A 25,638-nucleotide genomic window follows, 5' to 3' on the forward strand; every position below is an offset into this window, starting at 1 on the left:
CGCCTCGGGAGAACCGCCATGCTCACCGTCCATCACCTCAACAACTCCAGATCGCAGCGCGTGCTGTGGTTGCTGGAAGAACTCGGCGTTCCCTACGAGATCGTCCGCTATCAGCGACAGCCGGACATGCGGGCGCCGGCGGAACTGCGCGCGATTCATCCGCTCGGCAAGTCGCCCGTCATTACCGACAGCGGCAACACCATCGCCGAGTCAGGCGCGATCGCCGAATACATCATCGACACCTATGGCGAGGGACGCCTGATTCCGCCGCCGAAGACGCCGGAGCGGTTGCGCTATACCTACTGGCTGCATTACGCCGAGGGCTCGGCGATGTCGCCGCTGCTGTTGAAGCTGCTGTTCACGCTGATGCCGAAGCGCGCGCCGGCGTTGCTGCGCCCGCTGGTGCGCAAGGTCTGCAATCAGGCGCTGACCACGCTGGTCAACCCGCAGCTCAAGCAGCACATGGCGTACTGGGAAGGCGAGCTCGGCAAAAGCGAATGGTTCGCCGGCAATGAATTCACCGCCGCCGACATCCAGATGAGCTTTCCGCTGGAAGCCGCCGCTGCGCGCGGCGGGCTCGAGCAGGGCCACCCCAGGTCGATGGCTTTTCTCGAACGCATTCACGCCCGGCCGGCTTACAAGCGCGCGCTGGAAAAAGGCGGGCCGTATACGGTCGGACGGGGATGATTTGCCTCCGGTCTCCACTCGAAGAACGAATCCCGCATCGGCCAAGCCGCTGCCTTAACTAATGAATTAATATTACCCGGATTAAATTGACGGCCGCTCGAAGGCCTGCTATCGTTACTATGACGATGGGCGGGATCATTCTGAAGGGCGTCATGAAGAGCGAGGACAAGAAAGCGGCCATCGCCGCCTACAAGGAACGCAAGACCGTCGCCGGGATCTACGTCATTCGCTGCGGCACTTCCGGTCAGGTCTGGGTCGGCCAGACGCCAAATCTCGACACCATCCTGAACCGGATCTGGTTCTCGCTGCGAATGGGCAGCAACGCCAACCGCGAACTCCAGGGTGCGTGGACCGCGCATGGCGGCGAGGATTTCACCTTCGAGGCGATCGAGCGGCTGAAGGACGAGGAACTCGCATATGTCAGGGACACGCTCCTGAAGGAACGCGCGGCGCATTGGCGGTCGGCGCTGAACGGATCGGTCGTTTAGACCATCGCATCGTCACTTCTGCGTCGCGGCAATCACTTCACTGACAAGGCGTGCGAGGCCTTTGATGTCGCCGGTGGGATCGACGGAGTCGCCCAGCCGAACGATCACGAGATTCTGCGAGGGCAGGATGACGATGCGCTGGCCGAGGTCGCCGGATGCGAAGAATGCGTCGCGGGGAATGCCGAGCCTGACGCGTCCGTTTGCATGCGCATGCTCGCTACGATTGGTCCAGAAGCCGGCGCCATAGTCGGTATCGAGCGTCGCGGCGGCGGACAGATCGACCCAATCCTCGTGCAGGATGCGCTTCCCACCGACCCGCCCGTCGTACAGATACAGCAATCCGAATCGCGCCCAATCCCTGGCGCTGGCCAGCATGTAGGACGATCCCTGCAGCGTGCCGGTGGCGTCGAATTCCAGCGTCACGTTACGCATCCCCAGCGGATTGAACAACTCGCGCCACGCAAAGGCCAGTGTCGGCTCGGGGCCGCCGACGGCGTCGCGGATGATCCGCGCCAGCAACTGCGTGGTGGGGCTGCTATAGGCCCAGCGTGTTCCCGGCGCGGCAATCAAGGCGGCCTTTGCCGCGAATCCGGCCATGTTGTCGTGCAGGTAGACCATCTGGCTGGAGGGATCGAAGCCGGAATTGGTTTCGTCCAGTGCAAGGCCCGATGTCATGCGCATCAGGTGCTCGACTTCGATCTCGCGCCGCGGGTCGGTGGCCGCGCGCCACTCCGGAACCGGCGCCGGCATCGACGGTGTGACCAGGCCTTGCTGGGTCAGGATGCCGAGCAGGGCGTTGACCACGGACTTGGTCAAGGAGAAGCCGAGCAGCGGCGTATCAACGCCGATGCCGTCGGCATAGCGCTCGGCAATCACCCGGCCACCATGTACCACGACGACGGCCTTGGTCCGCCGGAACGGCGGATCGGCCGGCTCCTCGAAGGCATGATCGAGCGCTGCTCTCAAGGCTTGATCGGCCGGCTCCACAACACCAGGTCCGGCGATTTCCGCAAGCAGCGGCGGCGTCTTCGACGCCTTCAGCGCTTCGATATCGCTCCTCAGCAAATAGGGCTGTTCGGCTCCGTGCAGCAGGACGCAGCCAAGTCCGTCATGGAACACAGCGCGGCTGCCGAGCAATCCTCCCACTGACGCATCGACCGTCCCGCCGCTGCGGTCGAGACGATATCTCAGCACCGGGCGCAGCAAACGAATGCCTTCGCGGTCCATGATTTCCGCGAACACCGCCTGTGGATCGAGCCCGGAGACAAAGCTCTTGGCGCAGACGTTGTGCGCCACAAGAGCGGTGGCGACGCGAATGGCGCGATCGGGGCGGAAGATGGCGGCAGACATCACGACGGCTGCCAGGGCCAGCGACCCGGCCACTCCGCCAGCAACCAGTTTCCGTGAAACCATGCTTGTCTCCCTACGCGTCAGGATCACCAGCGTGGTCCAAGACTAGTACCTGGAATCACCAATTGGTGTTGTTGCCTATCCTTCGAGACGGCAACTTCGTGGCCTCCTCAGGATGAGGCCCAGCCTCCTGAAACACAACAACTTCTCGAAGCATGGGCACCAAGCGACTCGCCGGTTTCGTATACTCGATACTAGCGCGCCTTCTGGGCCTCACCGACCGAAGGCAGTGCCCGCACCGTGACGCCGGGCGGCGGCACGTCGCCGTCAGGCACGAAGAAATCCGACATCAGCGGCACGGAGGGATCGACCCGGTAGCGCTCGAAGTCGCGCACACCGCTTTCGTAGAGCACCTTGTCGTCGATGCAGAACTGCCCGGTGAATTCGCGCGACGGTCTGGTGAAAATGGCATAGGCGGCATCGCCCATGATCTCGGGCGTCCGGCTGGCGCGCATCATGGCGTCTCCCCCTAAGAGATTTCCAACCGCAGCGGTGGCGATGGTGGTGCGCGGCCACAGCGCGTTGACGGCGATGCCTGCGGACTTCAGTTCGGCGGACAGGCCGAGCACGCACATGCTCATGCCGAACTTCGCCATGGTGTAGGCCGTGGAATGCTCGAACCATTTTGCCTGCATGTCGAGCGGCGGCGACAGCATCAGGATGTGCGGGTTAGCGGCCTTCTTGAGATGCGGGATGCAGTATTTCGACACCATGAAAGTGCCGCGGGTGTTGATGCCCATCATCAGGTCGAACCGCTTCATGTCGGTTGCCTGCGAATTGGTCAGGCTGATGGCGCTGGCATTGTTGACGCAGATATCGATGCCGCCGAATTCGGCGACGGTCTTGTCGATCGCCGCCATCACCTGGGTCTCCTCGCGGATATCGCAGAGGACCGGCAGCGCCTTGCCGCCGGCGGCGCGGACTTCATCGGCGGCGGTATAGATCGTGCCCTTGAGTCTCGGGTGCGGCTCCGCCGTCTTGGCGGCGATAGCGACATTGGCGCCGTCACGCGCGGCGCGCAGCGCGATCGCCAGCCCGATGCCGCGGCTGGCGCCGGATATGAACAGCGTCTTGCCCTTGAGCGAAGTCATGTTGCCTCCCTGCGGCTATTCCCGCCGCTCCTGGTCTATTGTCCCGCCGCTTCCGCGCCACGGGTACGCGGATCGGGTGCGCCGAGCAATCCGTTCGGCGTCACGGCGATCGAATTGGCCGAGGTCTGGCCGAGCGGTTCGATCACCTGGTGACCCCTTTCCCTGAGCGCGGCCAGCGTGTCGTCGGCGAAGCCGCGCTCGACCCGGACCACATCCGGCAGCCATTGATGGTGCAGGCGCGGCACCGCCACCGCCTGCGCGACGTCCATGCCGTAATCGAGCACGTTGACGATCACCTGCAGCACCGTGGAGATGATGCGGCTGCCGCCGGGCGATCCCGTCACCAGCACCGGTCTGCCGTCCTTGAGCACGATGGTCGGCGACATCGACGACAGCGGACGTTTGCCCGGGCCGGGCAAATTGGCCTCGAACCCGACCAGACCGAAGGCGTTGGAGGCGCCGGGCGCCGCGGTGAAATCGTCGAGTTCATTGTTGAGCAGCACGCCGGTGCCGCCGGCGACCAGGCCGACCCCATAGGGGAAATTCAGCGTGTAGGTATTGCTGACGGCGTTGCCGCGGCTGTCCACCACCGAGAAATGGGTGGTGTTGCTGCCCTCGCGCGGCGGCGTCGCCGACAGCACATCGGTCCATGGCGTGGCGCGGTCGAGATCGATGCTGGCGCGTTGTTTGGCGGCATATTCCTTCGACATCAGCGTGGCGACCGGCGCGCTGATGAAGTCGGGATCGCCGAGATAGCGCGCGCGATCGGCATAGGCGCGTTTCATCGCCTCGATCATGACATGCAGCGAAGCGGCCGAACCCCGCTTCATCTCCGGCATCGGAAATCCCTCCAGTATGTTCAGCGTCTCCAGCAGCACGACCCCGCCCGACGAGGGCGGCGGCATCGAGATGATATCGAAGCCGCGGTAGCTGCCGCGTACCGGCGCCCGAATCACGGGCTGATATGATTTCAGATCGTCCGTCGTCATGATGCCGCCGGCGTCGCGAATTCCCGCTGCCAGCCTTTCTGCCACTGGGCCTTCGTAAAAGCCGCGCGGTCCCTGTGCGGCGATAGCCGAAAGCGTTGCCGCCAGGTCGGCCTGGACCAGCCTGTCGTCTTCGCGCAAGGAAGTGCCGTCGGCGCGGGAAAATATTTTGGCCGAGGCCGGCCAACGTGCCAGCCGCCGCGCAATACCGGGCAAGGTGTCGGCCATGTCGTCGGCAATGATGAAGCCGTCGCGCGCCAGCTCGATCGCCGGCCTCAGCAGATCTGCCAGCGTGAATTTGCCCGAGCCGTATTTTTCCAGCGCCAGCGCCAGGCCCGCTACGGTGCCGGGCACGCCGATGCTGAGCGCGGAATCGCGCGACCTGGCGATGTCGGGCTTGCCGTCGGCGCCGAGGAACATGTCGCGCGTGGCGGCGGCCGGCGCGGTCTCGCGATAGTCGATGGCGACGTCCTCGTGGCGCTCCTCCGAATGGATGACCATGAAGCCGCCGCCGCCGATGTTTCCGGCGCGCGGATAGGTTACTGCCAGCGCAAAGCCGGTCGCCACTGCGGCATCGACGGCATTGCCGCCCTGCCTCAATATATCGGCCCCAATTCGTGCGCCGATCTTCTCCTGCGCGACCACCATGCCGTGTTCGGCGGCAACGGCGTGAACGGTGCCCGTGGGCGGAGGAAGGTACTCGCGACGCTCCTGCGCGCCCGCCGGCAGGCAAAACGCAGCAACCAGTGCGATTGCTGCAAGGAACCTGCGCCGCTCGGCTGTGAACGAAACCATCAAATCTTCCGTACTGATCTTGGGTCTAGCGAAATGACGCAGGGCTCATGGCTGCCAGGAATGCTATATGGATTTCGGCGCATTACGCAAAACGCCTGTTCGTGATTCGGCGGAAGATTTTGAGCATGACGATTGCTGGTTCAGATATGCGCATTGCTGGTATGCAGACCTATCCGCGCCGCGCCGCCGTCGTCAGCTGGATATTCTTCGATTGGGCCGCCCAGCCCTATTTCACGCTGATTACGACCTTCGTGTTCTCGCCCTATTTCGCCACCCATGTGGCGAAAGATCCGGCGAGCGGCCAGGCGCTGTGGGGGTTCGCCACCGCGGCCGCGGGGCTGGTGATCGCGCTGCTGTCGCCGGTGCTTGGCGCGATCGCGGACGCCAGCGGCCGCCGCAAGCCGTGGATCGCCGCGTTCGGCGCGCTGCTGGTGATCGGCTCCTCGTTGATGTGGTTCGGCAAGCCCGGCGACCCCAGCGTGATTCCGGCGCTGTTGTTCGCCTATGGGATCGCGACCATCGGGGTCGAATTCGCTACCGTCTTCAACAATGCGATGATGCCCTCGCTGGTGCCGCCGGACAAGATCGGCCGATTGTCCGGTACCGGCTGGGCCACCGGCTATGTCGGCGGCATCATCTGCCTGATCCTGGTGCTCGGCTTTCTGGCGGCAAACCCCGATACCGGGCGTACGCTGTTCGGGTTTGCGCCGCTGTTCGGTCTCGATCCCGTCAGCCATCAGGGCGATCGCATCACCGGCCCGCTGACCGCTGTCTGGTTCATGATCTTCGTCACCCCGATGTTCCTGTTGACGCCGGATTATCCGGCGAAGCTCCCGGTGCGCGAATCGCTGCGCGTGGGCTTGACCGAGTTGAAGGAAACGCTCGCCGAGTTGCCGCAACGGAAGTCGATGGCGGCTTTTCTGCTCGCCAACATGGTCTACACCGACGGCCTGATTTCGCTGTTCGCGTTCGGCGGAATCTATGCCGCCGGCACCTTCGGCTGGCACACCATCCAGATCGGCACCTTCGGGATCATGCTCGCCATTGCCGGGACGATCGGCGCATGGCTCGGCGGCAAGCTCGATGATTCGCTGGGACCGAAACGCGTCATCGCCGGCAGCGCGTTGATCCTGCTGTCGTCGGTCGTGGCGATCTTGCTGGTGGACCGGGATTCGATCCTGTTCGTCAAGGTTGCGCCGCCGGTGCCGGGCGGCGCGCTGTTTTCCGGCGCCGCGGAGCGCGCCTACCTGGTGCTCGGATGCCTGATCGGCATGGCCGGCGGTCCGCTGCAGGCCGCGGCCCGCACGCTGTTGGTCCGCCTGGCGCCGAAGGACCGCATCACGCAATATTTCGGACTGTTCGCGCTGACCGGCAAAGTCACTTCGTTTATCGGGCCCCTGCTGATCGGCGCCATCACCGCCGTGACCGCAAGCCAGAAGGCCGGCATGGCAGTGCTGGTGGTGTTCTTCGTGGCGGGACTGGCGCTGTTGTCACGGGTGCAGGAAAAATAGGCGTCCGTGCTAGCGGGTGTCGCGCTGATAATGCGTATTCACGGTAACGGCGCCGACGGCCCGGGACACGCAGGGACAGATCTTGCCGTTCGCCTTCTTCTGGTGATCGCTGAAGAAGACGTCGCGGTGATCGATCTGGCCGTCCACTGCAACGACGTCGATCGCACAGACGCCGCATTCGCCGCGCTCGCAGTCCGACATCACCTCGAAGCCGGCATCGTTGAGCGCATCCAGCATCGATTTGTTTTCGGGAACCACGATCTCGCGGCCGGAATGGTCGATCCGGACCCGGAACGACTCGGTCGGCAACAGGCCGCTCGAGCCGAAGGTCTCGTAGCGCAAATCGGCCGGCAGGCGTCCGGCCGCCACCCAGCCGCGCCGCGCCGCGTCGAGAAGACGCATCGGGCCGCAGATGGCGGCCAGCGCGTCCGGAGCCAGACGGCCGAAGGTCTGGTCCAGGTCGATGCGCCGGCCTTCGTCGCTTGCGTGGACGATCAGACGATCTCCGAGGAGGTCGGCGAGTTCATCGAGATACGCGGCGTCGTGCCGCGACCCGACCGCGTAGTGCAGTTCCAGTTCGGCGTTCCGGCGCATCAACGCACCGGCAATGCCGATGATCGGCGTGATGCCGATGCCGCCCGCAACAAGGCAATAGGACTTGCGCGACCAGTCGATTTTGAACAGCGAGGCCGGACTTGAAACGTCGATACGCGCGCCCGGCTTCAGCGACCACATATAGAGCGAGCCGCCATGGCTGTCCGGCGCACGCCGAACCGCAATCCGGTAGCCGTCGGGGCTGATGTCGCCGACCAGCGAATAGCAGCGCGTCTCCGGCCGGCCGTCGATCAACACGCCGACGTTGATATGGCTGCCGGGCGCATGATGTTCGACGTGCGAATCCTCCGGCCGCAGCACGAACTCACGGATCGCCGGTGCGACGTCGCGAATGGCGTGAACGATGCATTTCGTCCATTTGCGCTCAAGCCGCATGTTCTCAAAACCCTATTCGGTGACGGGAGAACGGATCAGCGCCAGCGCCGGCAACAGGTCCGGATGCGTCCGATTGCGCAGCGCCAGCCGCAGGTTCCGCGCGGCCAGCCGCGCATGCTCGCGCATCACCGCTTCCGCCCTCGCCCCTTCCCGGTTCTCGATCGCATCGACGACGATGCGGTGATGGTCCTGCGCAATGATCAGGATCTGATGGGCTTCCGGCAGCACCGATTGCGCCATCACGAAGGCGCTGGGTGATGCGAACGGCAGCGCCGAGGCGCGGTCGATCTGGCGGATCAGGGGCGCGCTGCGGGACAATTCCGTGAGCAGCGCATGAAAGCGCGCATTCATCGCGACATAGGAAGAGAACGCCTCCTCCGAGACCGCATCGCGCGCCACCAGCTGGTCGAGTTCCGCCAGGCTTTCCTTCAGCGGCTCGAGATCGCGTGCCGATACGCCGCGCTCGGCGGCGAACCGCGCGGCGAGACCTTCGAGCACCCCGCGCAGCTCGATCGAATCGAGGATGTCGCGTTCGGTGAACGCCTTCACCATGAAGCCGCCGGACGGAATCGCTTCCAGCAGGCCCTCCTCCTCGAGCCGGACCAGCGCCATCCGCACCGGCGTTCGCGAGACGCCGGTGGTCTCGACCGCCTGCAGTTCCGAAATTCGCTCGCCGGGCCGCAGCCGGCCCGAAAGGATCAGGTCGCGCAGCGCGAGCTGGGCGCGCACCGTGTGCGATATCGCGCGGTCGGGGTCGCGTTCGCTCATCTGTTCACTCCGCAGCCTGCAATGCCGAAGGCGGGTTCTCCCAGGCGATCATGCGGTCGATCATGCGCCGCGCCCACATCGCGCCGGCGTCGATGTTGAGATTGTAGAACACGCGATCGGGGTTCTCGTCGATGGCGCGCTGTTGCGCTTCGAGGATCACTTCATCTTCGCGGAAAATGCCGGAGACCCCTTCCCGGATTTCCGTGGTGAGGCGCTGCTCGGTCCGGCGATAATTGCGCGCGAAGGCCCAGAAGTAGTGACAGGTCGTCTCCGTTTCCGGCGTCATGGTATTGAGCACGTAGCCGTTGACGCCCTGCGAGCGATCGCCTTCCGGCGCGCCGGTGCCTGATGGCGCCACCCCGACATCGATATTGACGGTGCAGGGCCCCTGGAAATGAATGATCTGCCAGCGATCGACTGGTCCCGGCTTCTGCAATTGGGCGGCCCAGAACGGCGGCGGTTCGATGCCGCGCATCCAGCGGGTCACGGTGACGGTCTTGTCGCCATGGGTGACATCGAACGGCGCTTCGGCGACGGCGTCATTGCCGATGCTGCCGCCATGCACGAAGGTCTCGTGCGTGAGGTCCATCAGATTATCGACGACCAGCCGGTAATCGCATTTGACGTGGATGGTCTTGCCGTCGCCGGCCCAGGCCGGATCGTCGTTCCAGTGCATGTCGGGCACCAGTGCAGGATCGGCCATCGCCGGATCGCCCATCCATAGCCACACGAAGCGGTGACGCTCGACCACCGGATAGGCGCGCACAGAGGCCGACGGATTGATGGTCTCCTGCGACGGCATGAAGGTGCAGCGGCCGGCCGGATTGAATTTCAGGCCGTGATAGCCGCACACCACCTGATCGCCTTCGAGACGGCCCTTCGAAAGCGGCACCAGGCGATGCCAGCAGGCGTCTTCCAGCGCCGTCACCTGGCCGTCGGCCTGCCGGTACATCACCACGTGCTTGCCGCAGATCGTCCGCGGAAACAGGGCGCGCTTGATATCGGCATCCCAGGCGGCGGCGTACCAGGCATTTCGCGGGAAGGATGGGGGCATGGCAGCTCTCCTTATGGATGCAGCATGTATACAATAACTGACAATCGCACGCAATATCACTAAATAGCCGGTTATATATTACCTATATGTATACAGAAAATGCTCATAGCCGCTAGCGTGGCGCTAGCAACAGCGCTGCGATCCGGGCTCCTTACTTTGCATGGGGTTGTTTTCGAGTTTTTTGTCCCGGCCGTGCCGTGCACCGCCGAAGGGACGCGGGGCCGGGACATGAGATCGTTCGTACGTCGCGCCTACGGGACGAAACGATCCAACTCCAACATTCTTGTCTAGTGCCGGAAATGCCTGACGCCGGTGAACACCATGGCGATCCCGGCATCGTCGGCGGCCTTGATGACCTCGTCGTCGCGGATCGACCCGCCGGGCTGAATGACCGCGGTGGCGCCGGCCTCGATCGCGACCAATAGCCCGTCGGCAAACGGAAAGAACGCGTCGGAGGCGACCACGGAGCCCTTGGTCATGGGCTCAGCCAGCTTGGCTTCGGCGGCGGCGTCCTGTGCCTTGCGCGCGGCGATCCGCGAGGAATCCACCCGGCTCATCTGTCCGGCGCCGATGCCGACAGTGGCGAGATCCTTGGCGTAGATGATGGTGTTGGATTTGACGTGCTTGGCGACGCGGAACGCGAATTTGAGGTCGCGCAGCTCCGCTTCCGTCGGCGCCCGTTTGGTCACCGTCCTGAGGGTGATGTCATCGACCACGGCGTTGTCGCGGCTCTGTACCAGCAAGCCACCGGCGACGGTCTTCGCGGTCAGGCCCGCGGCGCGCGGATCGGGCAGGCTGCCCGCGAGCAGGAGCCGCAAGTTTCGCCGCTTGGCGATGATCGCAATGGCTTCCTCGGTCGCATCGGGGGCAATGATGACTTCGGTCAAGATTTCGGTGATGACGCGTGCCGTATCGGCATCGAGCGTACGATTGACGGCGATAATCCCGCCATACGGCGATTGGGTGTCGCAGGCGAAGGCCTTGCGATAGGCGCTGATGAGGTCGGCTCCCTCGGCGACGCCGCAGGGATTGGCGTGCTTGACGATGACGCAGGCCGCGGTGCGCGCCGGATCGAATTCGGCGATGCATTCATAGGCGGCGTCGGTGTCGTTGATGTTGTTGTAGGAGAGTTCCTTGCCCTGCAGCTGCCGCGCTGTGGCGACGCCCGGGCGCTTGTCGGGCGTGCGGTAGAAAGCGGCGGTCTGGTGCGGGTTCTCGCCATAGCGCAACGCCTGGATCAAGCGCCCGCCGAAGGCGCGGAAGTCCGGCGCATCGGTCTTGTTCTGGGCGGCAAACCAGTTCGAGATCGCCGCGTCATAGGCGGCGGTGCGGGCATAGGCCTTGGCGGCGAGCCGGCGGCGCAAGGGAAGCCGGGTCGCGCCCTGGTTGGCGGCGAGTTCATCGAGCACCGCCTGATAGTCCTGCGCCTCGACGACGACCGCAACGTCGTCGTGGTTCTTCGCGGCGGCGCGGATCATCGCGGGCCCGCCGATATCGATGTTCTCGATGCACTCCTCATAGCCGGCGCCGTTGTCGACGGTGGCCTCGAACGGATAGAGATTGACCACCAGAAGGTCGATCGGTGCGATGCTGTGGCTCCTCATCGCCGCGGCATGTTCGGCATTGTCGCGGATCGCCAGCAGTCCGCCATGCACTTTCGGGTGCAGGGTCTTGACGCGGCCGTCCATCATCTCCGGAAAACCGGTCAGTTCCGAAACGTCCCTGACCTTGAGGCCGGCGGCGGCAATCGCCTTCGCGGTGCCGCCGGTAGAGACTAGCTCGATGCCGTGGCCGGCCAGTGCGCGGGCGAATTCGATCAGCCCCGATTTGTCCGAAACGGACAACAGGGCGCGGGTTACGCGGCGCGGACGGTCTGTCATGGCTTCAATCCTGCAAAATAGGCCTGCCCGGTAGCACGGTTTTGTCAGCCACGAAACCGGGGTCGGCAGGGCGTGTCTGTGTTGGTCACAAATTTCAGAGCGGCAATTCCGGCTCGCGGCGGGCGCTGCGCCTTGCTGCCGTGGTCGAGGCCGACGTCGTCGAGCGCACGAAGCTCCAGCGGATCGAGGAGGCGTGCCGAGAATCCTGCCGGATCACGATCTGGACGGTGCGGCGGGGGCCGTCATTGCCGGCCAGGAACACGCTGTCCTCGAGCTCGACCTTGTCGTCGAGCGCCTCGAAGGTCCAGACGTCGCGGTTCGGCAGCACCAGCATCACGCCGCGGGCGTCGGAAAGACGGCTCGCCTTCACCGCGGGATGCAGGTGAAATCGCAGCGCGTAGTCGGTCTCGTTGCCCCTGATCCGTCCTCCCGGCGCCGCCGACAGGGTGTCCTCGCCGTCGAGCCTGGAGCCGTCATGCGCGGCCATCAGCACCCGGCGATGCACCACGCCGAAGCGAGCGAGGTAGCCGTCATGCGAGGTGGTCAGCAGCACGCCGTTGGCGACCGCCTCGCGATGGCTCTCGACATGAACCGGGCCGCCGACGATGGGCGAGCCCTGCAGCAGCCGCTTCATCGCCGACAGCTCGACGAACTGGCACGATGAGGTGTCGTGATAGGTCAAAGTGGAATGCGCCGGCGTGCTGCGCGCAAATGCGCGCCAGTTGTCGCGCCCGGTGCTGGGCATGCCGCAATTGACGACGATCCGGCTGAGACCGGAGGATAATTCGAACGAGAGGCATCCGGCATGGGCGTCGTGGCTGACGCTCGGCGGCGGTGGCGCGCCGGTGTCCATGATGACCGTCATCGCGCCAGCATCGAGGCGCTGAAAGCCGGTATGCGGCATGTTCGCCATCGGCGCGCCATGGGTGTCGTCATAGGCGAGCAGCGTCGCCAGCAAATCGGACGGCGCGCTGCTCATGCCGTTGAACAGTGCAAAACTGCCGTCGCCATGGCGGAAGAAGCGCAGCATCGGCATCATACGATCGATGGCGTTCAACAGCGCCGCCGGCGGCGCGATGTTGCGGGCGGCGAAGGTCTGCCGCAGCGGCAACAGGTCGATCAACAGCTCGATCAGCGCGCCGGGATTGCGCGAGATGTGCCCGCCGTCCGGGAGGATCTGCCGTTGCAGCTCGTCGGAAAGCTTGCGCGTCGCGGCGCGGATGTGGCGCGCCTGGTTGGCGAGGCAGAGCGAGGCGTAGCACAGCGCGATCAGCACCTGCAGCCGCGGCACGCCGTCGGCGATGTCGAGCATCGTGTAACGCAAATAGCGGATTTCGCGCGTCAGGCCACGCAGATAGCGCCGGTAGAATTTGCCGTCGGTGTCGCCGAGCACCAACGGGGCCTGCGACAGCAGCGAGATGACGCGGCGCGCCAGCACGTCGGCGCGGCGTCCGACCGGGCGCTTCTGCGCCGGATTTGAAATCCAGTCGTCGACCAGCGAGCGCGCATTGGCGCGGGTCAGCGCGGTGTCGGCGGCGCGCAAATGCCGCAACCATCCGAAGCCGAGCAGCGCCACCTCCCAGTCTTCCGACGGCGGCTCGAGATCGAAGATCGAGCGGCCGTGGCAGGTCACGATCTTGCCGGCGAACACGAAGCGGCCGGCGTAGATCTCGGCGGCGCGGGTGGCGTCGGCGGTGCGCAGATCGTGCGGGGCGATGATCAGGCGATCGGTGCGGCCCGGCCACAGCCGCGACAGCGCCACCGTGCCACCGCTCGCACGCGCCATCAGGTTCCGCGCGAAGCGGCCCATGATCAGCGTCGAGATACGTCTGCGTTGAGCGACCGACACGCCTTGCCTTGATCGGGAGGATTCGATGCGAATCCTTTTAATCCGGAAACGCGGCCAAGACACCCTCTTGAAAACGGACGAATCAGCGAGGGGGTGCCGTAATCCCGTTTAAAATCAGGATTTAATCAGCCGGGCGGCGTAAAAGCCATCGAGACCGCCCAGGCGGGGGTCGGCGTGCGGCAGATGGCAGGGCAGGGTGCGCAAATCGCCGTCCGGGGTCAGGATTTCGCTGAGGCCCGCGACCTCGCCGGCGTCGATCGGGGCGCGGCGCATGCCCGATTCATTGGCGAGAAGGGTTGAAATGGCCTGCTCGCCTTCTTCCGGTTCAAGCGAACAGGTGCAGTAGACCAGCGTCCCGCCCGGCTTGAGCAGTGCGGTGGCCTTTTGCAGCAGCCGCTTCTGCACCGCCATCAGCGCCCCGATATCGGCCTCCTGCCGCAGCCATGCCACGTCCGGGTGGCGCCGGATGGTACCGGTCGAGGCGCAGGGGGCGTCGACCAGGATGCCGTCGAAACCGCTGCTGTTGTTTCCCCCCTGCCACTCGGCGGCGTCGGCCACCACCGTTTCCGCCTCCAGCGCCAGCCGGGCGAGATTTTCGCGCAGCCGCGCCATGCGGCCGGGCGAACGGTCGACCGCAGTGACATCAGCGCCGGCCAGGATCAGTTGCGCGGTCTTGCCGCCGGGGGCGGCGCAGAGATCGGCGATGGTCTTGCCGGCGACGTCGCCGAACAGGCGCGCCGGCAAGGCGGCGGCGGCGTCCTGCACCCACCACTGGCCCTCCGCGAAGCCCGGCAGCATCTTCACCGAGCCCTGCAGCAGCGTGCGCACGGTCCCCGTCGGCAGCGTTTCGCCGTGCAGGCGCGTCGCCCATTGCGCGGGATCGGACTTCACGGTGATGTCGAGCGACGGTTCGTGGCTGAGCGCCACTGCCATCTCGCGCGCGGTGGTTTCCCCGTAATGCGCGATCCAGCGCGCCAGCAGCCACTCGGGAATATCGAGGGTCTGCGACTTGACCTCGTCGATCAGCGGCTGTCCCTCGCGCGCGCAGCGGCGCAACACCGCGTTGACGAGCCCGGCATATTTGGCGGCGCGCCGGTCCGACTGCACCAGCCGCACCGACAGATCGACCGCAGCGTGATCGGGAACGTCCATCCAGAGAATCTGTGCGGCGCCGATCAGGAGGGCGCTCTGCGCACGGGGGGCGTCGGTCGGAATGCCGCGATCGAGCAGCCGCGACAGCACATGGCCGAGCGTGCCGAGCCGCCGCAGGATCGTCGCCACCAGCCGCCGCATCAGGGCGCGGTCGCGATCGGGCAGCGTCTTCAGTCCGGGATGGGCGCCGGCGCCATCGAGCTGGTCATCGAGCGTCCGCCGCTTGTGCAGAACGCCGTCGAGAATATCCGCCGCGATCCGCCGCGCCGCTAGACCGGGCACCTCGGACGGCATTGCGAATCGTTGAGGAGGCATGGAGCGGGAACATCTCGGAAAAAGGGGTGAAGGATCGACGCGGCTTTGGCCATGCCGCCGAATGGACGGCACCTCTGGCACGCGAATAAGCCAAATATAAGAATCGCCTTGAAGATTTCACAGTTCGGGCGCGATCTTTATTCCTGAGCCTTGAACCGAGGGGATTGATCCGATGGCTGGAAATGCTGACGCGACGGAGGAGTCCCTGCCGCCCGCAACGGCCATCGCCGACCCCGATCGCCGGCAGCTCACGCCGGCGGCCCAGCGCGCGCTCGCCGAGGCCGAAGCGCGCCGGCAGGCCGCCGAGGCCAATGCCCGCTCCGGGCCTAAGGAATTGCAGGGACCGAAAGGGCCGGAGCCGACGCGCTACGGCGACTGGGAGAACAAGGGCATCGCCTCGGATTTCTGAGCGGGAGCTCTCAGGTCTGGTCATGACCCTTGCCGAGTCGGCGCGACTCACCCTAGTTTGGGAATATGTCCCCATTTAACAGAATAAATACTTATCGGGGCAGGCCGCCTTTTCAGAAAAGTTCCTGGCGCCGCCGGTTTTCGGCTGTCCTGCCCTGGCTATTCGTTTTGGGCGTGGTGGCGGGCACGCTGCTGCCGGTGCGGCGATGGGCGCATTGGCCGGCTTCGGTCTCCTCGCAGCCATCGGCCGACAGCCAGGCGGCGCGGGACAGCGAAATGGTCTGGAAGAATGCCGGAAATCCCAGCGTCCGCCATCCGGTCGATGTGATCCGGACCATCGATGGCGACACCTTCGAGGCGCGGGTGCATCTGTGGCCGGGGCTCGACCTGACGACGCGGGTCCGCTTGCGCGGCATCGATGCGCCGGAGCTGAAGGCGTCCTGTCCGCAGGAATTGCAGATGGCGGAAGCCGCCGGAGAAGCCTTGCGCAACCTGCTCGGTGAGGGCGAGGTCACGATCTACAATATCGGCCCCGACAAATATAACGGGCGCGTCGTTGCCGATATCGCGACACGCCGCACCGACAACGTCTCGGCGGCGCTGGTCGCCAGGGGTTTTGTGCGCAGCTATGGCGGCGGCCGCCGCATCGGCTGGTGTGCGGGATAGGCCTTCAAACAAAAGAGCCGCACAGCAGCGCGGCTCTTTGCATTCTCAAATCCCTTGGATCGGCTCAGCGAGTCACGACGACGGTCGTGCCGACGGAGACGCGCTGATAGAGGTCGGTGATATCGGCGTTCAGCATGCGGATGCAGCCATAGGAGACGAAGCCGCCGACCGAGCCCGGCATGTTGGTGCCGTGGATGGCGTATTCGCCGCCGGCCAGCGTCATCGCAGCGACGCCCATCGGATTGCGCGGCGAGCCGCCGGGGATCACGCTCGGCATCGACGGCTTGTCGCGCTTGACTTCGGCGGGCGGCGACCAGGCCGGATTGGTGTACTTGCCGTCGATCCGGGTGGTGCCGGCCCATTGCTTGCCGGCGCGGCCGACGCCGACGGGATAGCGAACCGCGCGGCCCTGATCGACCACGAGATAGAGCCGGCGTTCATGGGTCTTCACCACGATCGTTCCCGGCGAATAATCGCCGCGAAAACCGACGACGTCCGGCCGCGCCTCGGCCGCCGTCGACAACAGGGTCCCCACCCCGATGGTGGCCGCCAGCGCCACCGCAATCCTCAACGACATCAATCTCTCCACTTTGTCTCGGACACCCCCTGCGGGGCCGTCAAATCTTTCAAAGCCCGTCCAAAACGCCGGTTTGCCCACGCATTCTTAACCGCGTGCCTTAACCAAGCCGTTTCCACGCCGGGCCCGGGGCTCGTTCAATGCGGGGGAACAAAGAAAATGTTGCGAACAAAGTAAATGACTTGAAAACAACACTCGCCGGGAAACGGCCGGCGCGCGAGCCAACGGGCGCGCGAAGGCGCGACCGCAGGCTCGCATGCCGCCCCGACCGCGCGTCTACGGCGAGGCGTCCTTCTTGTTCTGGCGGTGCGCGACGAGATCGTCGACCACGGCGGGATCGGCCAGCGTCGAGGTGTCGCCGAGGCTCGAGGGTTCATCCTCCGCGATCTTGCGCAGGATGCGGCGCATGATCTTGCCGGAGCGGGTCTTCGGCAGGCCGGGCGCGAACTGGATCAAATCGGGCGACGCGATCGGGCCGATGTCCTTGCGCACCCACGCCACCAGCTCCTTGCGCAGCGCCTCGGACGGCTCGGTGCCGGTCATCAGCGTCACATAGGCATAGATGCCCTGGCCCTTGATGTCGTGGGGATAGCCGACCACGGCGGCTTCCGAGACCAGCGCGTGCGCCACCAGCGAGCTTTCGACTTCGGCGGTGCCCATGCGGTGGCCGGAGACGTTGATCACGTCATCGACGCGCCCGGTGATCCAGTAGAAGCCGTCGGCGTCGCGGCGGCAGCCGTCGCCGGTAAAATATTTGCCCTTGTAGGTGGAGAAGTAGGTCTGCTCGAAGCGGGCGTGGTCGCCATAGACGGTGCGCATCTGCCCCGGCCAGGACTTGGCAATGCAAAGGTTGCCCGTGCATTCGCCTTCCAGCACCTTGCCGTCGGCATCGACGATCTCGGGCACCACGCCGAAGAACGGCCGGGTCGCCGAACCTGGTTTGAGTTTGGTGGCGCCGGGCAGCGGCGTGATCAGAATGCCGCCGGTTTCGGTCTGCCACCAGGTATCGACGATCGGGCAGCGTTCGTCGCCGACGACCCGATAATACCATTCCCATGCTTCGGGGTTGATCGGCTCGCCGACGCTGCCGAGCAATCGAAGCGACTTGCGCGAGGTCTTCTTGACCGGCGCATCGCCGCCCTGCATCAGCGCGCGGATCGCCGTCGGCGCGGTGTAGAAGATGTTGACCTTGTGCTTGTCGATGACGTTCCAGAACCGCGAATTGTCGGGATAGTTCGGCACGCCTTCGAACATCAGCGTGGTCGCGCCATTCGCCAGCGGCCCATACACGATGTAGCTGTGGCCGGTGACCCAGCCGACGTCGGCGGTGCACCAGTAGATGTCGCCGTCGTGATAGTCGAACACGTATTGATGCGTCATCGACGCGAACACCAGATAGCCGCCGGTGGTGTGCAGCACGCCCTTGGGCTGGCCGGTAGAGCCCGAGGTATAGAGAATGAACAGCGGATCCTCGGCGTGCATCGGCTCGCACGGACATTCCGTCGTCACCATCTCGGCGGCCTCGTGGTGCCAGAAATCGCGCGAGGGGTTCATGTTGACGGCCGCACCGGTGTGCTTGACGACGACGACCCAATCGACGTCGCCGGCCTTGGCGATCGCGGCGTCGACATTGGCCTTGAGCGGCACCTTCTTGCCGCCGCGCAGCCCTTCGTCGGCAGTGATGATGATCCTGGATTGGCAGTCGGTGATGCGCTGGGCGAGGCTGTCGGGCGAAAAGCCGGCGAACACCACCGAATGAATCGCGCCGATCCGCGCGCAGGCCAGCATCGCGTAGGCGGCTTCCGGGATCATCGGAAGGTAGATCGTGACGCGGTCGCCTTTGCCGACGTTGCGGGTGCGCAGGATGTTGGCCATCTTGCAGACTTCGTCATGCAACTGCCGATAGGTGATGTGCTTCGACTGCGAGGGATCGTCGCCCTCCCAGATGATGGCGGTCTGGTCGCCGCGTTTTTCGAGATGACGGTCGATACAGTTCCAGGCGACGTTGAGGACGCCGTCCTCGAACCATTTGATGGAAATGTTGCCGGGGGCAAAGGAAGTGTTATCGACCTTGTGGAACGGCTTGATCCAGCCGATGCGCTTGGCCTGTTCGCCCCAGAAGCCGTTGGGATCGCTGACCGAGCGCGCATACATTTCGCGGTATTTGGCGTCATCGATCCAGGCGCGCTTGGCCCATTCAGCGGATACGTCGTAAATCTTCTCGGACATGTTTCACCCCTCCACCCCTGCGGCCAGTGAACGCGAGCACCAAAGCCGTCATTTGTTGCGCTAATTATGCGTGGACCTACCGGCACCGACAAGCGGAAGAAATAGGACCTTAGGTGGGTCTACAGCCGCCGCGGGATCAAAACTCCGGCCGGACCGGGGTGGGGTGCCGGCTGGACCCGGGCAGCCTTCACGATCGCGTTTTCCGTTAGTCAAAAATCCTCTGCATGGCGCCCATTCCACGTCGAACGGTATCCAGAAACCACAGTGCGCAAGGGATGGGCTGGCGCTCGCGGCCATTACCCCCTAAATGGCCTCCCCGGGGCCCGGGCGCCCCTCCGGAACGAAAGACCGATAAACGGCAATACCGGACCAACAGTTGGAGTAAGGCGTCTAAAGTCATGATGGATCAGCAGAATTTCGAGGCTGCGCGGCCCGTTTCCGCCGATCCTGCCGTTGCGCTGTCGCAGGCGCTGGAGCAGATGCCTAAGCCCACGCAGAAGATCGCGCCCAAGACGAATGCCGGGACGGTCGCCAAGACGGCCTCTGTGGAGGCCCTCGCCCAGGAGCTGGGCCTCAGGCTCGGCGACCAGAACCAACTCACCATTCGCCGCATCAAGCGCGGCAGGAGCTATTCATTCGTCCGCGCCAACGGCACGGCGGTCCGCCATGCCGGCACCATCAGGCGCCTGCACTCGATGGCGGTGCCGCCGGCCTATGCCGAGGTCCGCTACTCGCCCGATCCGAGTTCGCATCTGCAGGCCGTCGGCCGCGACGCCGCGGGCCGGCTGCAATACCGCTACCATTCCGATTGGGAAAAAGTTCGCGAACAGCGCAAGGCCCACCGGCTGGCGCGGCTGGTCGGGGCTTTGCCGAAGATCCGCCGCAACGTCTCGATGCACCTCTCCGGCGACACCCCGACCCGTGAATTCGCGCTGTCGGCGGTGATCGAGCTGATCGCGCGCACCGCGATCCGTCCGGGCAACGAATCCTACGCGCGGCTGAACGGCACCCGCGGCGCCACCACGCTGCTGAAATCCAACGTCACGCTGGAAGACGATAGCGTCGTGCTCAGCTTCAAAGCCAAGGGCGGCAAGGCCGTGCGCAAGGAATGCGATGCCGCCAAACTGGTGCGCGCCATCGGCATCCTGCGCGGCGTGCCGGGCAAGCGCATGTTCCAGTACCGCGACAATTCCGGCACGGTCCGCGCGGTTTCCACCACCCAGGTCAATGCGTTCCTGCGCGAGATCGCCGGCATCAAGATTTCGCTGAAGGATTTCCGCACCCTGATGGCATCGGCCGTGGTGCTGGAATCGCTGTCGCGGATTTCACCGGCGGCCAGCGCCCGCGGCCGGCGCAAGCAGGTGCTGGATGCCGTGCGCGCCGCCGCCGACGAATTGTCGAATACGCCGGCGATCTGCCGCAAGAGCTATGTCCATGACACCATCGTCACCGCGTTCGAGGACGGCATCCTCGAGCGCTTCGCCGCGACCATGAAGGGCTATCGCTCGCAATCGAAACGCGAGCAGCTGCTGGCGCAAGTGGTGACCGCGGCGGCGGCCTGATCTAGCTGGCGGCGTACTCGCCATTATAGGCGAGCATCTCCGCCGGTGTCGGCGGCTCCCAGACCTTCTCCATGAAATCGAACATCCATTTGGGAACGTCGAGCGAGAAGGTCTCGCCGCGGGTCTCGTTGCGGCCCCGGACGCGGTTCCATCGCTCTTCCGCGGGTACGTCGAGAAAATGCAGCACCACGGAAAACCCGGCCTCGTCGGCCAGCGCCGCAAAGTTCGCGCGATTGCTGGCGCGCAGGAACGAGAGGTCGAGCACGGTGCCGCACCGGCGCGCGCGCACTGGACCGCCATCCGGCCGATCTGCTGCTCGCAGCGCTCGACCCGCTCCACTACCCAGTCGAATGGCATCGGCTCCGGCCTGTCCTTGGCGAACAGGCCGACCATCCACTCGTCGATCGAGAACCTGATGCCGTTGAGTTGCTGGGCCAGGTCCAGGGCATAGGTGGTCTTGCCGGCGCCGGTTGACCCGCACACCAGATGAAAAGCCGGAGCCATCGGGGGCTTCCTTCATTTCTGATTTCGATCCGGCTATATTACCCGGATATAATAGGCTGTCAATAACACCCGGGTGATATTTGGGCGGCCGCATCTCCAATTTGATGCCTGGGAGCTACGACGATTGGCGGATCAGGTACTTAGCGCGACTCTACATCCCACCCATCGTGCAGACGATTTTCCATTCGTCCGATGTCACCGGCTGTACCGACAGCCGGGAATACTTCACCAGCGCCATCTTGGTCAGGCGCTTGTCGGCCTTGATCGCGGCCATCGTCACCGGCGTCTTCAACGGTTTGTCGGCCTTGATGTCGACGCAGACGAACTTGCCGGTCTTGTCGCTCGGATCCGGATAGGCTTCCTTGATGATTTCCGCGATGCCGACGATCTCCTTGCCCTCGTTGGAGTGATAGAAAAAGGCGCGGTCGCCCTTCTTCATCTTCACCAGATTCTGCCGCGCGGTGAAATTGCGCACGCCGGTCCAGGCTTCGCCCTTGGCGCCCTTTGCCACCTGCTGATCCCACGACCAGACCGATGGTTCCGATTTCACCAGCCAGTACGCCATTGTCATCCCTCCGCCTTGAACGGGCGCGTCAGCAGGCTTTCGATTGCTGCGTCGATCGTCGCCTTGCCGCTCAAGATCGCCGCGACCGCATTTGATACCGGCATATCGACATTTTGCGAAGCCGCCAGTTCGATCAGAACCGGCGCGGTGAACTCGCCTTCGGCCAGTTTATCGGGTGGCCGGCCTTCGCCGCGTCCGAGCGCCACGCCGAGCGCGAAATTGCGCGACTGCGCGCTGGAGCAGGTCAGGATCAGGTCGCCGAGGCCCGAGAGGCCCGCCATGGTTTCGCTGCGTGCGCCGCAGGCGCGTCCGAGCCGTACCAGCTCGCTGAAGCCGCGCGTGGTCAGCGCCGCCTGCGCCGAGGCGCCGAGCTTGCGGCCGACCACGATGCCGGCGGCGATGGCGAGCACGTTCTTCGCCGCGCCGCCGATCTCGACGCCGCGGACATCCGTGGTGTGATAGGGCCGGAAGGTCGAAGACCCCAGCGCCTGCACCAATTCACTCGCAAGCGCTTCGTCCTTCGCCGCCAGCGTCACCGCGGTAGGCAGGCCGCGCGCCACGTCGTCGGCGAAGCTCGGCCCCGACAGGATCGCCGGCATCGCCTGGGGCGCGGCCTCCGCAATCACCTCGGTCATGAACTTGTGCGTGCCGCGCTCGATGCCCTTTGCACTCGCGATCACGGGCGCCGCCTTGGCAAGGTGAGGCGCAATCGCCTTGACCGCGGCGCGCAAATTCTGCGCCGGCGTTGCGATCAGGACAATGTCGGCGCGAGCGGCCAGCGCAAGATCGGCGATGACCTTGATGCCGGCGTCGAGACGCACGCCGGGCAGGCGGCGATTTTCGCGCGTCGACTGAATTTGCGTTGCGATCGCGGCGTCGCGCGCGCAGAGAACGACCTCGCGCCCGGCCCGGGCGGCGACGGCGGCAAGCGCCGTCCCCCATGCACCGGCGCCGATCACGGCCACAGATTTGAATGCTGACATCGTCAGGCTCCCGCCTAGAAGCCGGCGCGTGTATTGGCGAAACCGGCCGGCGCCGTGGCATTGGCATCGAGCAGCCAGCGCGCCCGGGGCGCGGCGTCCATGGTGTCGATCATGCCCAATGCCAGACGCTCAGCGCCGGCCCAGGCGATCATCGCGCCGTTGTCGGTGCAGAGCGCCGGCGGCGGAATGATCAGCGTGGTCTGCGCCTTCGCGGCGACGTCCTGCAGCGCGCCGCGTATCGCCTGATTGGCGGCGACGCCGCCGGCCGCGACCAGCGCGCGCGGCGGCCCGAACCGTTCGTGGAACAGCCGCAAGCCGACGCTCAATCTGTCCGCTGTCGATTCCAGCACCGCTGCCTGAAAGCCGGCGCAGAGATCGCTGATGTCCTGAGGCTCCAGCGGGTTGATGCGGCTCGCCTCGTTACGAACCGCGGTCTTCAAGCCCGACAGCGAGAAATTGGCGTCGGGGCGGCCGAGCATCGGCCGCGGGAAGGCGAACCGCTTGGCGTCGCCGCCGCTGGCGGCGCGTTCGACTTCCGGTCCGCCGGGGTAGGGCAGGCCGAGCATTTTTGCCACCTTGTCGAAGGCCTCGCCCATGGCATCATCGACGGTGGTGCCGAGCCGCACATAGTTGCCGACACCGACCACGGCGACGATCTGGGTATGGCCGCCGGAAGCCAGGAACAGGCAATAGGGAAACGCCAGCGCGCAGGTCAGCCGCGGCGTCAGCGCGTGGGCCTCGAGATGGTTGACGGCGATCAGCGGCGTATTGTGCACCATCGCGATGGCTTTCGCGGTGGTCAGCCCCACGATCACGCCGCCGATCAGCCCGGGCCCGGCCGCCGCCGCGACCGCCGAGAGCTCTGCGAAGCCGACGCCCGCTTCCTTCATCGCGCTGCCGACGATGCCGTCGAGCACGTCGACATGGGCGCGCGCAGCGATCTCCGGCACCACGCCGCCGAAGGCAGCATGCTCCTGGGTTTGCGAGCGCACGATGTTGGACAGAATGCGCCCCGACCCATCGCCTGAGCGTTCGACCACGGCGGCAGCGGTCTCGTCGCAGGTAGTCTCGATTCCCAGCACCAGCATTCGCGAGTCGTTATCCAATTTGAGCCCTTGCGCTATCGGCCAAAGCGGCGTTTGCCTATCCTCCGGTTAGCATTACGAGGTCGTCAGGTGCAATCATCCGTTGATGCAGAACGCCCGGGGCAGAGAATCTGACATATGGCCGTTCTAGTCACGCGCCCGCACCCGGACGATGCGACCACCGCAGCAAGCTTGCGCGGCAGGGGCTACGAGGTGTTGCAGGCGCCGGCGCTGCGGTTCGAACCGGTGGCCTTCCACGATGATATGGACGCGCGCTACAGCGCGGTCATCGTCACCAGCGCCAGCGCGGTGCGCAGCATCGAGCACCATCTCAAGGGCCACAGGCTGCTCGAGCTGCCGCTGTTTGCGGTGGGACAGCATACCGCGGACGCCGCCCGGAGCGCCGGGTTCACGCATGTGATCTCGGCCAGCGGCGACGCGGCGGGCTTGCGCGACCTCGTGCGTGCAAGGGTGAAGGCGAAGGAGCTGAAAAAAGCCTCGACCCTGCTGTATCTTGCCGGCGCCGATCTAGCCCGGGATCTGGCCGGCGAACTCGGCGAAAGCGGCTTGCGGGTGGTGACGCAGACGACCTACCGGATGGTGCCGGTCGGGAGCCTGCCGCGGGAGGTGCGCGATGCCTTCGCCGCCAACCGGATCGAGGCGGTGCTGCATTATTCACGGCGTAGCGCGCGCGCTTTCCTGGATGCGGCGCGGGCGGATGGGGTGGAGATATCGGCGCTGTCGATCGTGCAATGCTGCATCTCGGCGGCCGTGGCCTCCGTGGTCCGCGAGGCCGGGGCCACGCAGGTCGTGGTGGCGGTAACCCCGGATGAGGATGCCTTATTCGAGGCGCTGGAGCGTGCTTTGCGAGCCTGATCGGAGTAAGAGGATATGCGAATCTGGTCACGTTCGCTGCAACTGATGAGGAACCGTCATAATGGCCGATGACAGGCCCGAAGATATCGGAGCGCCGCCCGATTCAGGTCGCGCCAAGCGCGCGCCGCCGACCATCGACCTCGAGGCGACCGAGGTATCGGGCGACGCTGACAGTACCGGCGCGGCCGAGGAGCCCAAACCAACGTCGCCGCGGCTTTCAGTGGCGGCGATTTCGGCTGCGGTCGTTGCAGCCGTTTCCGGCGCCGCTGCCGCAGCGCTGGTGATCGCCGTGGCCTGGCTCGCGGGATGGCCCCAGGCTGCGCAGCCTGTGGCGCCCCAAGTCAATTCCGCCGTCAATTCCGCCGCCGTCGATGACCTCGCCGCGCGTATCGCCGGCATTGAATCCAGAATCAGCAAACCGGCGGCGGCCGCGCCGGATCCCGCTGCCGCCGCTCGCGCCGAAGCGCTGGAAAAATCGCTCGCCGCGCTGCGCAGCGAACTTGCCAGCCAGCGCGCGCAGTCGGAGAAGCTGGCTTCGGCAATCAACGATGCGAAATCAGCTCCGCGCGAACCCGCTCCCCAGGTGGATCTTTCCGCGGTCAACGAACGTATCGCGCAGATCGAGCGCGCGGCGCGGGCACAGAGCGCTGCAATCGCGCAGGAAAGCAGCAAGCCTGCCGATGACGTGCCGCTGCGCCGCATCGTGGCGGCTGCCCTGCTCGATGTTCTGGTTCGAATCGGCGACCCCTATCCCACTGCGCTGGCGGCGGCGAAGTCGCTCGCGGCCAGTCCGGATGCGCTGAAGCCGCTCGAGGGATTTGCGGCTTCGGGGGTGCCGAACGCCGCCAGCCTGAGCCGTGAGCTGCTGACGCTGGTGCCAAAGCTGTCGCCGCCGGCGCCGGAGAACTCCACCACCGGTACCGGCATCGTCGATCGCCTGCAGGCCGGCGCCGCAAAGCTCGTCCGCATCGAACGCACCGATGCTGCCGGCACCGACCGCGGCGCCGTCGTCGCGCGGGTCACCGCGGCGGCGTTGCGCAACGATTTCTCCGGGGCGAGGCGCGAGTTGAAGACGCTGGCGCCGGGTGACCGCGCCGCGGCGCAAGCCTGGCTCGAGAAAGCAGATGCGCGGGATGCGGCGCTGGCCGCATCCCGTCAATTCGCGGCTGACGCCATGGCGGCGCTCGCCAAACCGGCGCAATAGGAC

General features: G+C 65.4%; 22 protein-coding genes and 1 pseudogene. 8 read left to right on the forward strand and 15 right to left on the reverse strand.

The window, feature by feature from the left end; genetic code table 11:
- Window positions 1–18: 18 nt before the first annotated feature.
- Window positions 19–687 (forward strand): glutathione S-transferase family protein, encoded by a 669-nt coding sequence (locus KMZ68_RS01185; RefSeq protein WP_215614116.1) that lies wholly within the window; start codon window positions 19–21, stop codon window positions 685–687.
- Window positions 688–812: 125 nt separating this feature from the next.
- Window positions 813–1,175 carry a GIY-YIG nuclease family protein gene (locus KMZ68_RS01190; protein WP_249779487.1) on the forward strand — a complete coding sequence of 121 codons (363 nt, stop codon included), beginning with the start codon at window positions 813–815 and terminating at the stop codon, window positions 1,173–1,175.
- A 12-nt stretch (window positions 1,176–1,187) separates the two neighbouring features.
- Here KMZ68_RS01190 and KMZ68_RS01195 read toward each other — a convergent pair whose 3' ends face one another.
- From KMZ68_RS01195 to ggt, 3 genes are all read right to left on the reverse strand, one after another.
- The gene (locus KMZ68_RS01195) at window positions 1,188–2,588 is read right to left on the reverse strand and encodes a serine hydrolase domain-containing protein (RefSeq protein ID WP_215614117.1); all 1,401 of its coding nucleotides are present in this window, start codon (window positions 2,586–2,588) and stop codon (window positions 1,188–1,190) included.
- Between the two features lie 191 nt (window positions 2,589–2,779).
- Complete coding sequence (locus KMZ68_RS01200) at window positions 2,780–3,676, reverse strand: SDR family oxidoreductase (RefSeq protein ID WP_215614118.1); 897 nt, start codon at window positions 3,674–3,676, stop codon at window positions 2,780–2,782.
- Window positions 3,677–3,711: 35 nt separating this feature from the next.
- On the reverse strand, window positions 3,712–5,457 hold the full coding sequence (ggt, locus tag KMZ68_RS01205) for a gamma-glutamyltransferase (protein ID WP_215614119.1): 1,746 nt from the start codon (window positions 5,455–5,457) through the stop codon (window positions 3,712–3,714).
- A 125-nt stretch (window positions 5,458–5,582) separates the two neighbouring features.
- On the opposite strand from ggt, the gene KMZ68_RS01210 reads away from it, so the two are divergent.
- Window positions 5,583–6,968, forward strand: coding sequence for an MFS transporter (locus KMZ68_RS01210; RefSeq protein ID WP_215614120.1), 1,386 nt, complete (start codon window positions 5,583–5,585; stop codon window positions 6,966–6,968).
- 9 nt (window positions 6,969–6,977) lie between these two features.
- Here KMZ68_RS01210 and KMZ68_RS01215 read toward each other — a convergent pair whose 3' ends face one another.
- From KMZ68_RS01215 to KMZ68_RS01240, 6 genes are all read right to left on the reverse strand, one after another.
- Window positions 6,978–7,958: a PDR/VanB family oxidoreductase gene (locus KMZ68_RS01215; protein ID WP_215614121.1), complete on the reverse strand. Its 981-nt coding sequence runs from the start codon at window positions 7,956–7,958 to the stop codon at window positions 6,978–6,980.
- Window positions 7,959–7,970: 12 nt separating this feature from the next.
- Window positions 7,971–8,726 carry a GntR family transcriptional regulator gene (locus tag KMZ68_RS01220; protein WP_215614122.1) on the reverse strand — a complete coding sequence of 252 codons (756 nt, stop codon included), beginning with the start codon at window positions 8,724–8,726 and terminating at the stop codon, window positions 7,971–7,973.
- Window positions 8,727–8,730: 4 nt separating this feature from the next.
- A complete protein-coding gene (locus KMZ68_RS01225) occupies window positions 8,731–9,780 on the reverse strand; it encodes an aromatic ring-hydroxylating dioxygenase subunit alpha (RefSeq protein ID WP_215614123.1) in 1,050 nt (349 codons plus the stop codon).
- 287 nt (window positions 9,781–10,067) lie between these two features.
- A complete protein-coding gene (purH, locus tag KMZ68_RS01230) occupies window positions 10,068–11,660 on the reverse strand; it encodes a bifunctional phosphoribosylaminoimidazolecarboxamide formyltransferase/IMP cyclohydrolase (RefSeq protein WP_215614124.1) in 1,593 nt (530 codons plus the stop codon).
- A 94-nt stretch (window positions 11,661–11,754) separates the two neighbouring features.
- Window positions 11,755–13,470, reverse strand: coding sequence for a heparinase II/III family protein (locus tag KMZ68_RS01235; RefSeq protein ID WP_215616138.1), 1,716 nt, complete (start codon window positions 13,468–13,470; stop codon window positions 11,755–11,757).
- A 153-nt stretch (window positions 13,471–13,623) separates the two neighbouring features.
- A complete protein-coding gene (locus KMZ68_RS01240; RefSeq protein ID WP_215614125.1) occupies window positions 13,624–14,976 on the reverse strand; it encodes an RsmB/NOP family class I SAM-dependent RNA methyltransferase in 1,353 nt (450 codons plus the stop codon).
- A gap of 172 nt (window positions 14,977–15,148) precedes the next feature.
- On the opposite strand from KMZ68_RS01240, the gene KMZ68_RS01245 reads away from it, so the two are divergent.
- The gene (locus KMZ68_RS01245; RefSeq protein ID WP_215614126.1) at window positions 15,149–15,385 is read left to right on the forward strand and encodes a DUF1674 domain-containing protein; all 237 of its coding nucleotides are present in this window, start codon (window positions 15,149–15,151) and stop codon (window positions 15,383–15,385) included.
- A 65-nt stretch (window positions 15,386–15,450) separates the two neighbouring features.
- The gene (locus tag KMZ68_RS01250; RefSeq protein ID WP_215614127.1) at window positions 15,451–16,050 is read left to right on the forward strand and encodes a thermonuclease family protein; all 600 of its coding nucleotides are present in this window, start codon (window positions 15,451–15,453) and stop codon (window positions 16,048–16,050) included.
- Between the two features lie 64 nt (window positions 16,051–16,114).
- Here KMZ68_RS01250 and KMZ68_RS01255 read toward each other — a convergent pair whose 3' ends face one another.
- Window positions 16,115–16,627 carry a L,D-transpeptidase gene (locus KMZ68_RS01255; RefSeq protein ID WP_215614128.1) on the reverse strand — a complete coding sequence of 171 codons (513 nt, stop codon included), beginning with the start codon at window positions 16,625–16,627 and terminating at the stop codon, window positions 16,115–16,117.
- Between the two features lie 276 nt (window positions 16,628–16,903).
- On the reverse strand, window positions 16,904–18,856 hold the full coding sequence (acs, locus tag KMZ68_RS01260; protein WP_215614129.1) for an acetate--CoA ligase: 1,953 nt from the start codon (window positions 18,854–18,856) through the stop codon (window positions 16,904–16,906).
- Between the two features lie 398 nt (window positions 18,857–19,254).
- Here acs and KMZ68_RS01265 point away from each other — a divergent pair, with 398 nt between their 5' ends.
- A complete protein-coding gene (locus tag KMZ68_RS01265; protein WP_215614130.1) occupies window positions 19,255–20,418 on the forward strand; it encodes a DNA topoisomerase IB in 1,164 nt (387 codons plus the stop codon).
- Between the two features lies 1 nt (window position 20,419).
- Here KMZ68_RS01265 and KMZ68_RS26190 read toward each other — a convergent pair.
- From KMZ68_RS26190 to tsaD, 4 genes and pseudogenes are all read right to left on the reverse strand, one after another.
- A pseudogene (locus tag KMZ68_RS26190) lies at window positions 20,420–20,922 on the reverse strand (AAA family ATPase).
- Window positions 20,923–21,073: 151 nt separating this feature from the next.
- Complete coding sequence (locus KMZ68_RS01275) at window positions 21,074–21,487, reverse strand: EVE domain-containing protein (protein WP_215614132.1); 414 nt, start codon at window positions 21,485–21,487, stop codon at window positions 21,074–21,076.
- Window positions 21,488–21,489: 2 nt separating this feature from the next.
- A complete protein-coding gene (locus KMZ68_RS01280) occupies window positions 21,490–22,470 on the reverse strand; it encodes an NAD(P)H-dependent glycerol-3-phosphate dehydrogenase (protein WP_215614133.1) in 981 nt (326 codons plus the stop codon).
- A 14-nt stretch (window positions 22,471–22,484) separates the two neighbouring features.
- A complete protein-coding gene (tsaD, locus tag KMZ68_RS01285; RefSeq protein ID WP_215614134.1) occupies window positions 22,485–23,558 on the reverse strand; it encodes a tRNA (adenosine(37)-N6)-threonylcarbamoyltransferase complex transferase subunit TsaD in 1,074 nt (357 codons plus the stop codon).
- Between the two features lie 135 nt (window positions 23,559–23,693).
- Here tsaD and KMZ68_RS01290 point away from each other — a divergent pair, with 135 nt between their 5' ends.
- On the forward strand, window positions 23,694–24,431 hold the full coding sequence (locus KMZ68_RS01290; protein ID WP_215614135.1) for a uroporphyrinogen-III synthase: 738 nt from the start codon (window positions 23,694–23,696) through the stop codon (window positions 24,429–24,431).
- Between the two features lie 61 nt (window positions 24,432–24,492).
- A complete protein-coding gene (locus KMZ68_RS01295) occupies window positions 24,493–25,635 on the forward strand; it encodes a COG4223 family protein (protein ID WP_215614136.1) in 1,143 nt (380 codons plus the stop codon).
- The last annotated feature ends 3 nt before the right edge of the window (window positions 25,636–25,638 follow it).

The organism is Bradyrhizobium sediminis (genome assembly GCF_018736105.1).
Taxonomy (GTDB): domain Bacteria; phylum Pseudomonadota; class Alphaproteobacteria; order Rhizobiales; family Xanthobacteraceae; genus Bradyrhizobium.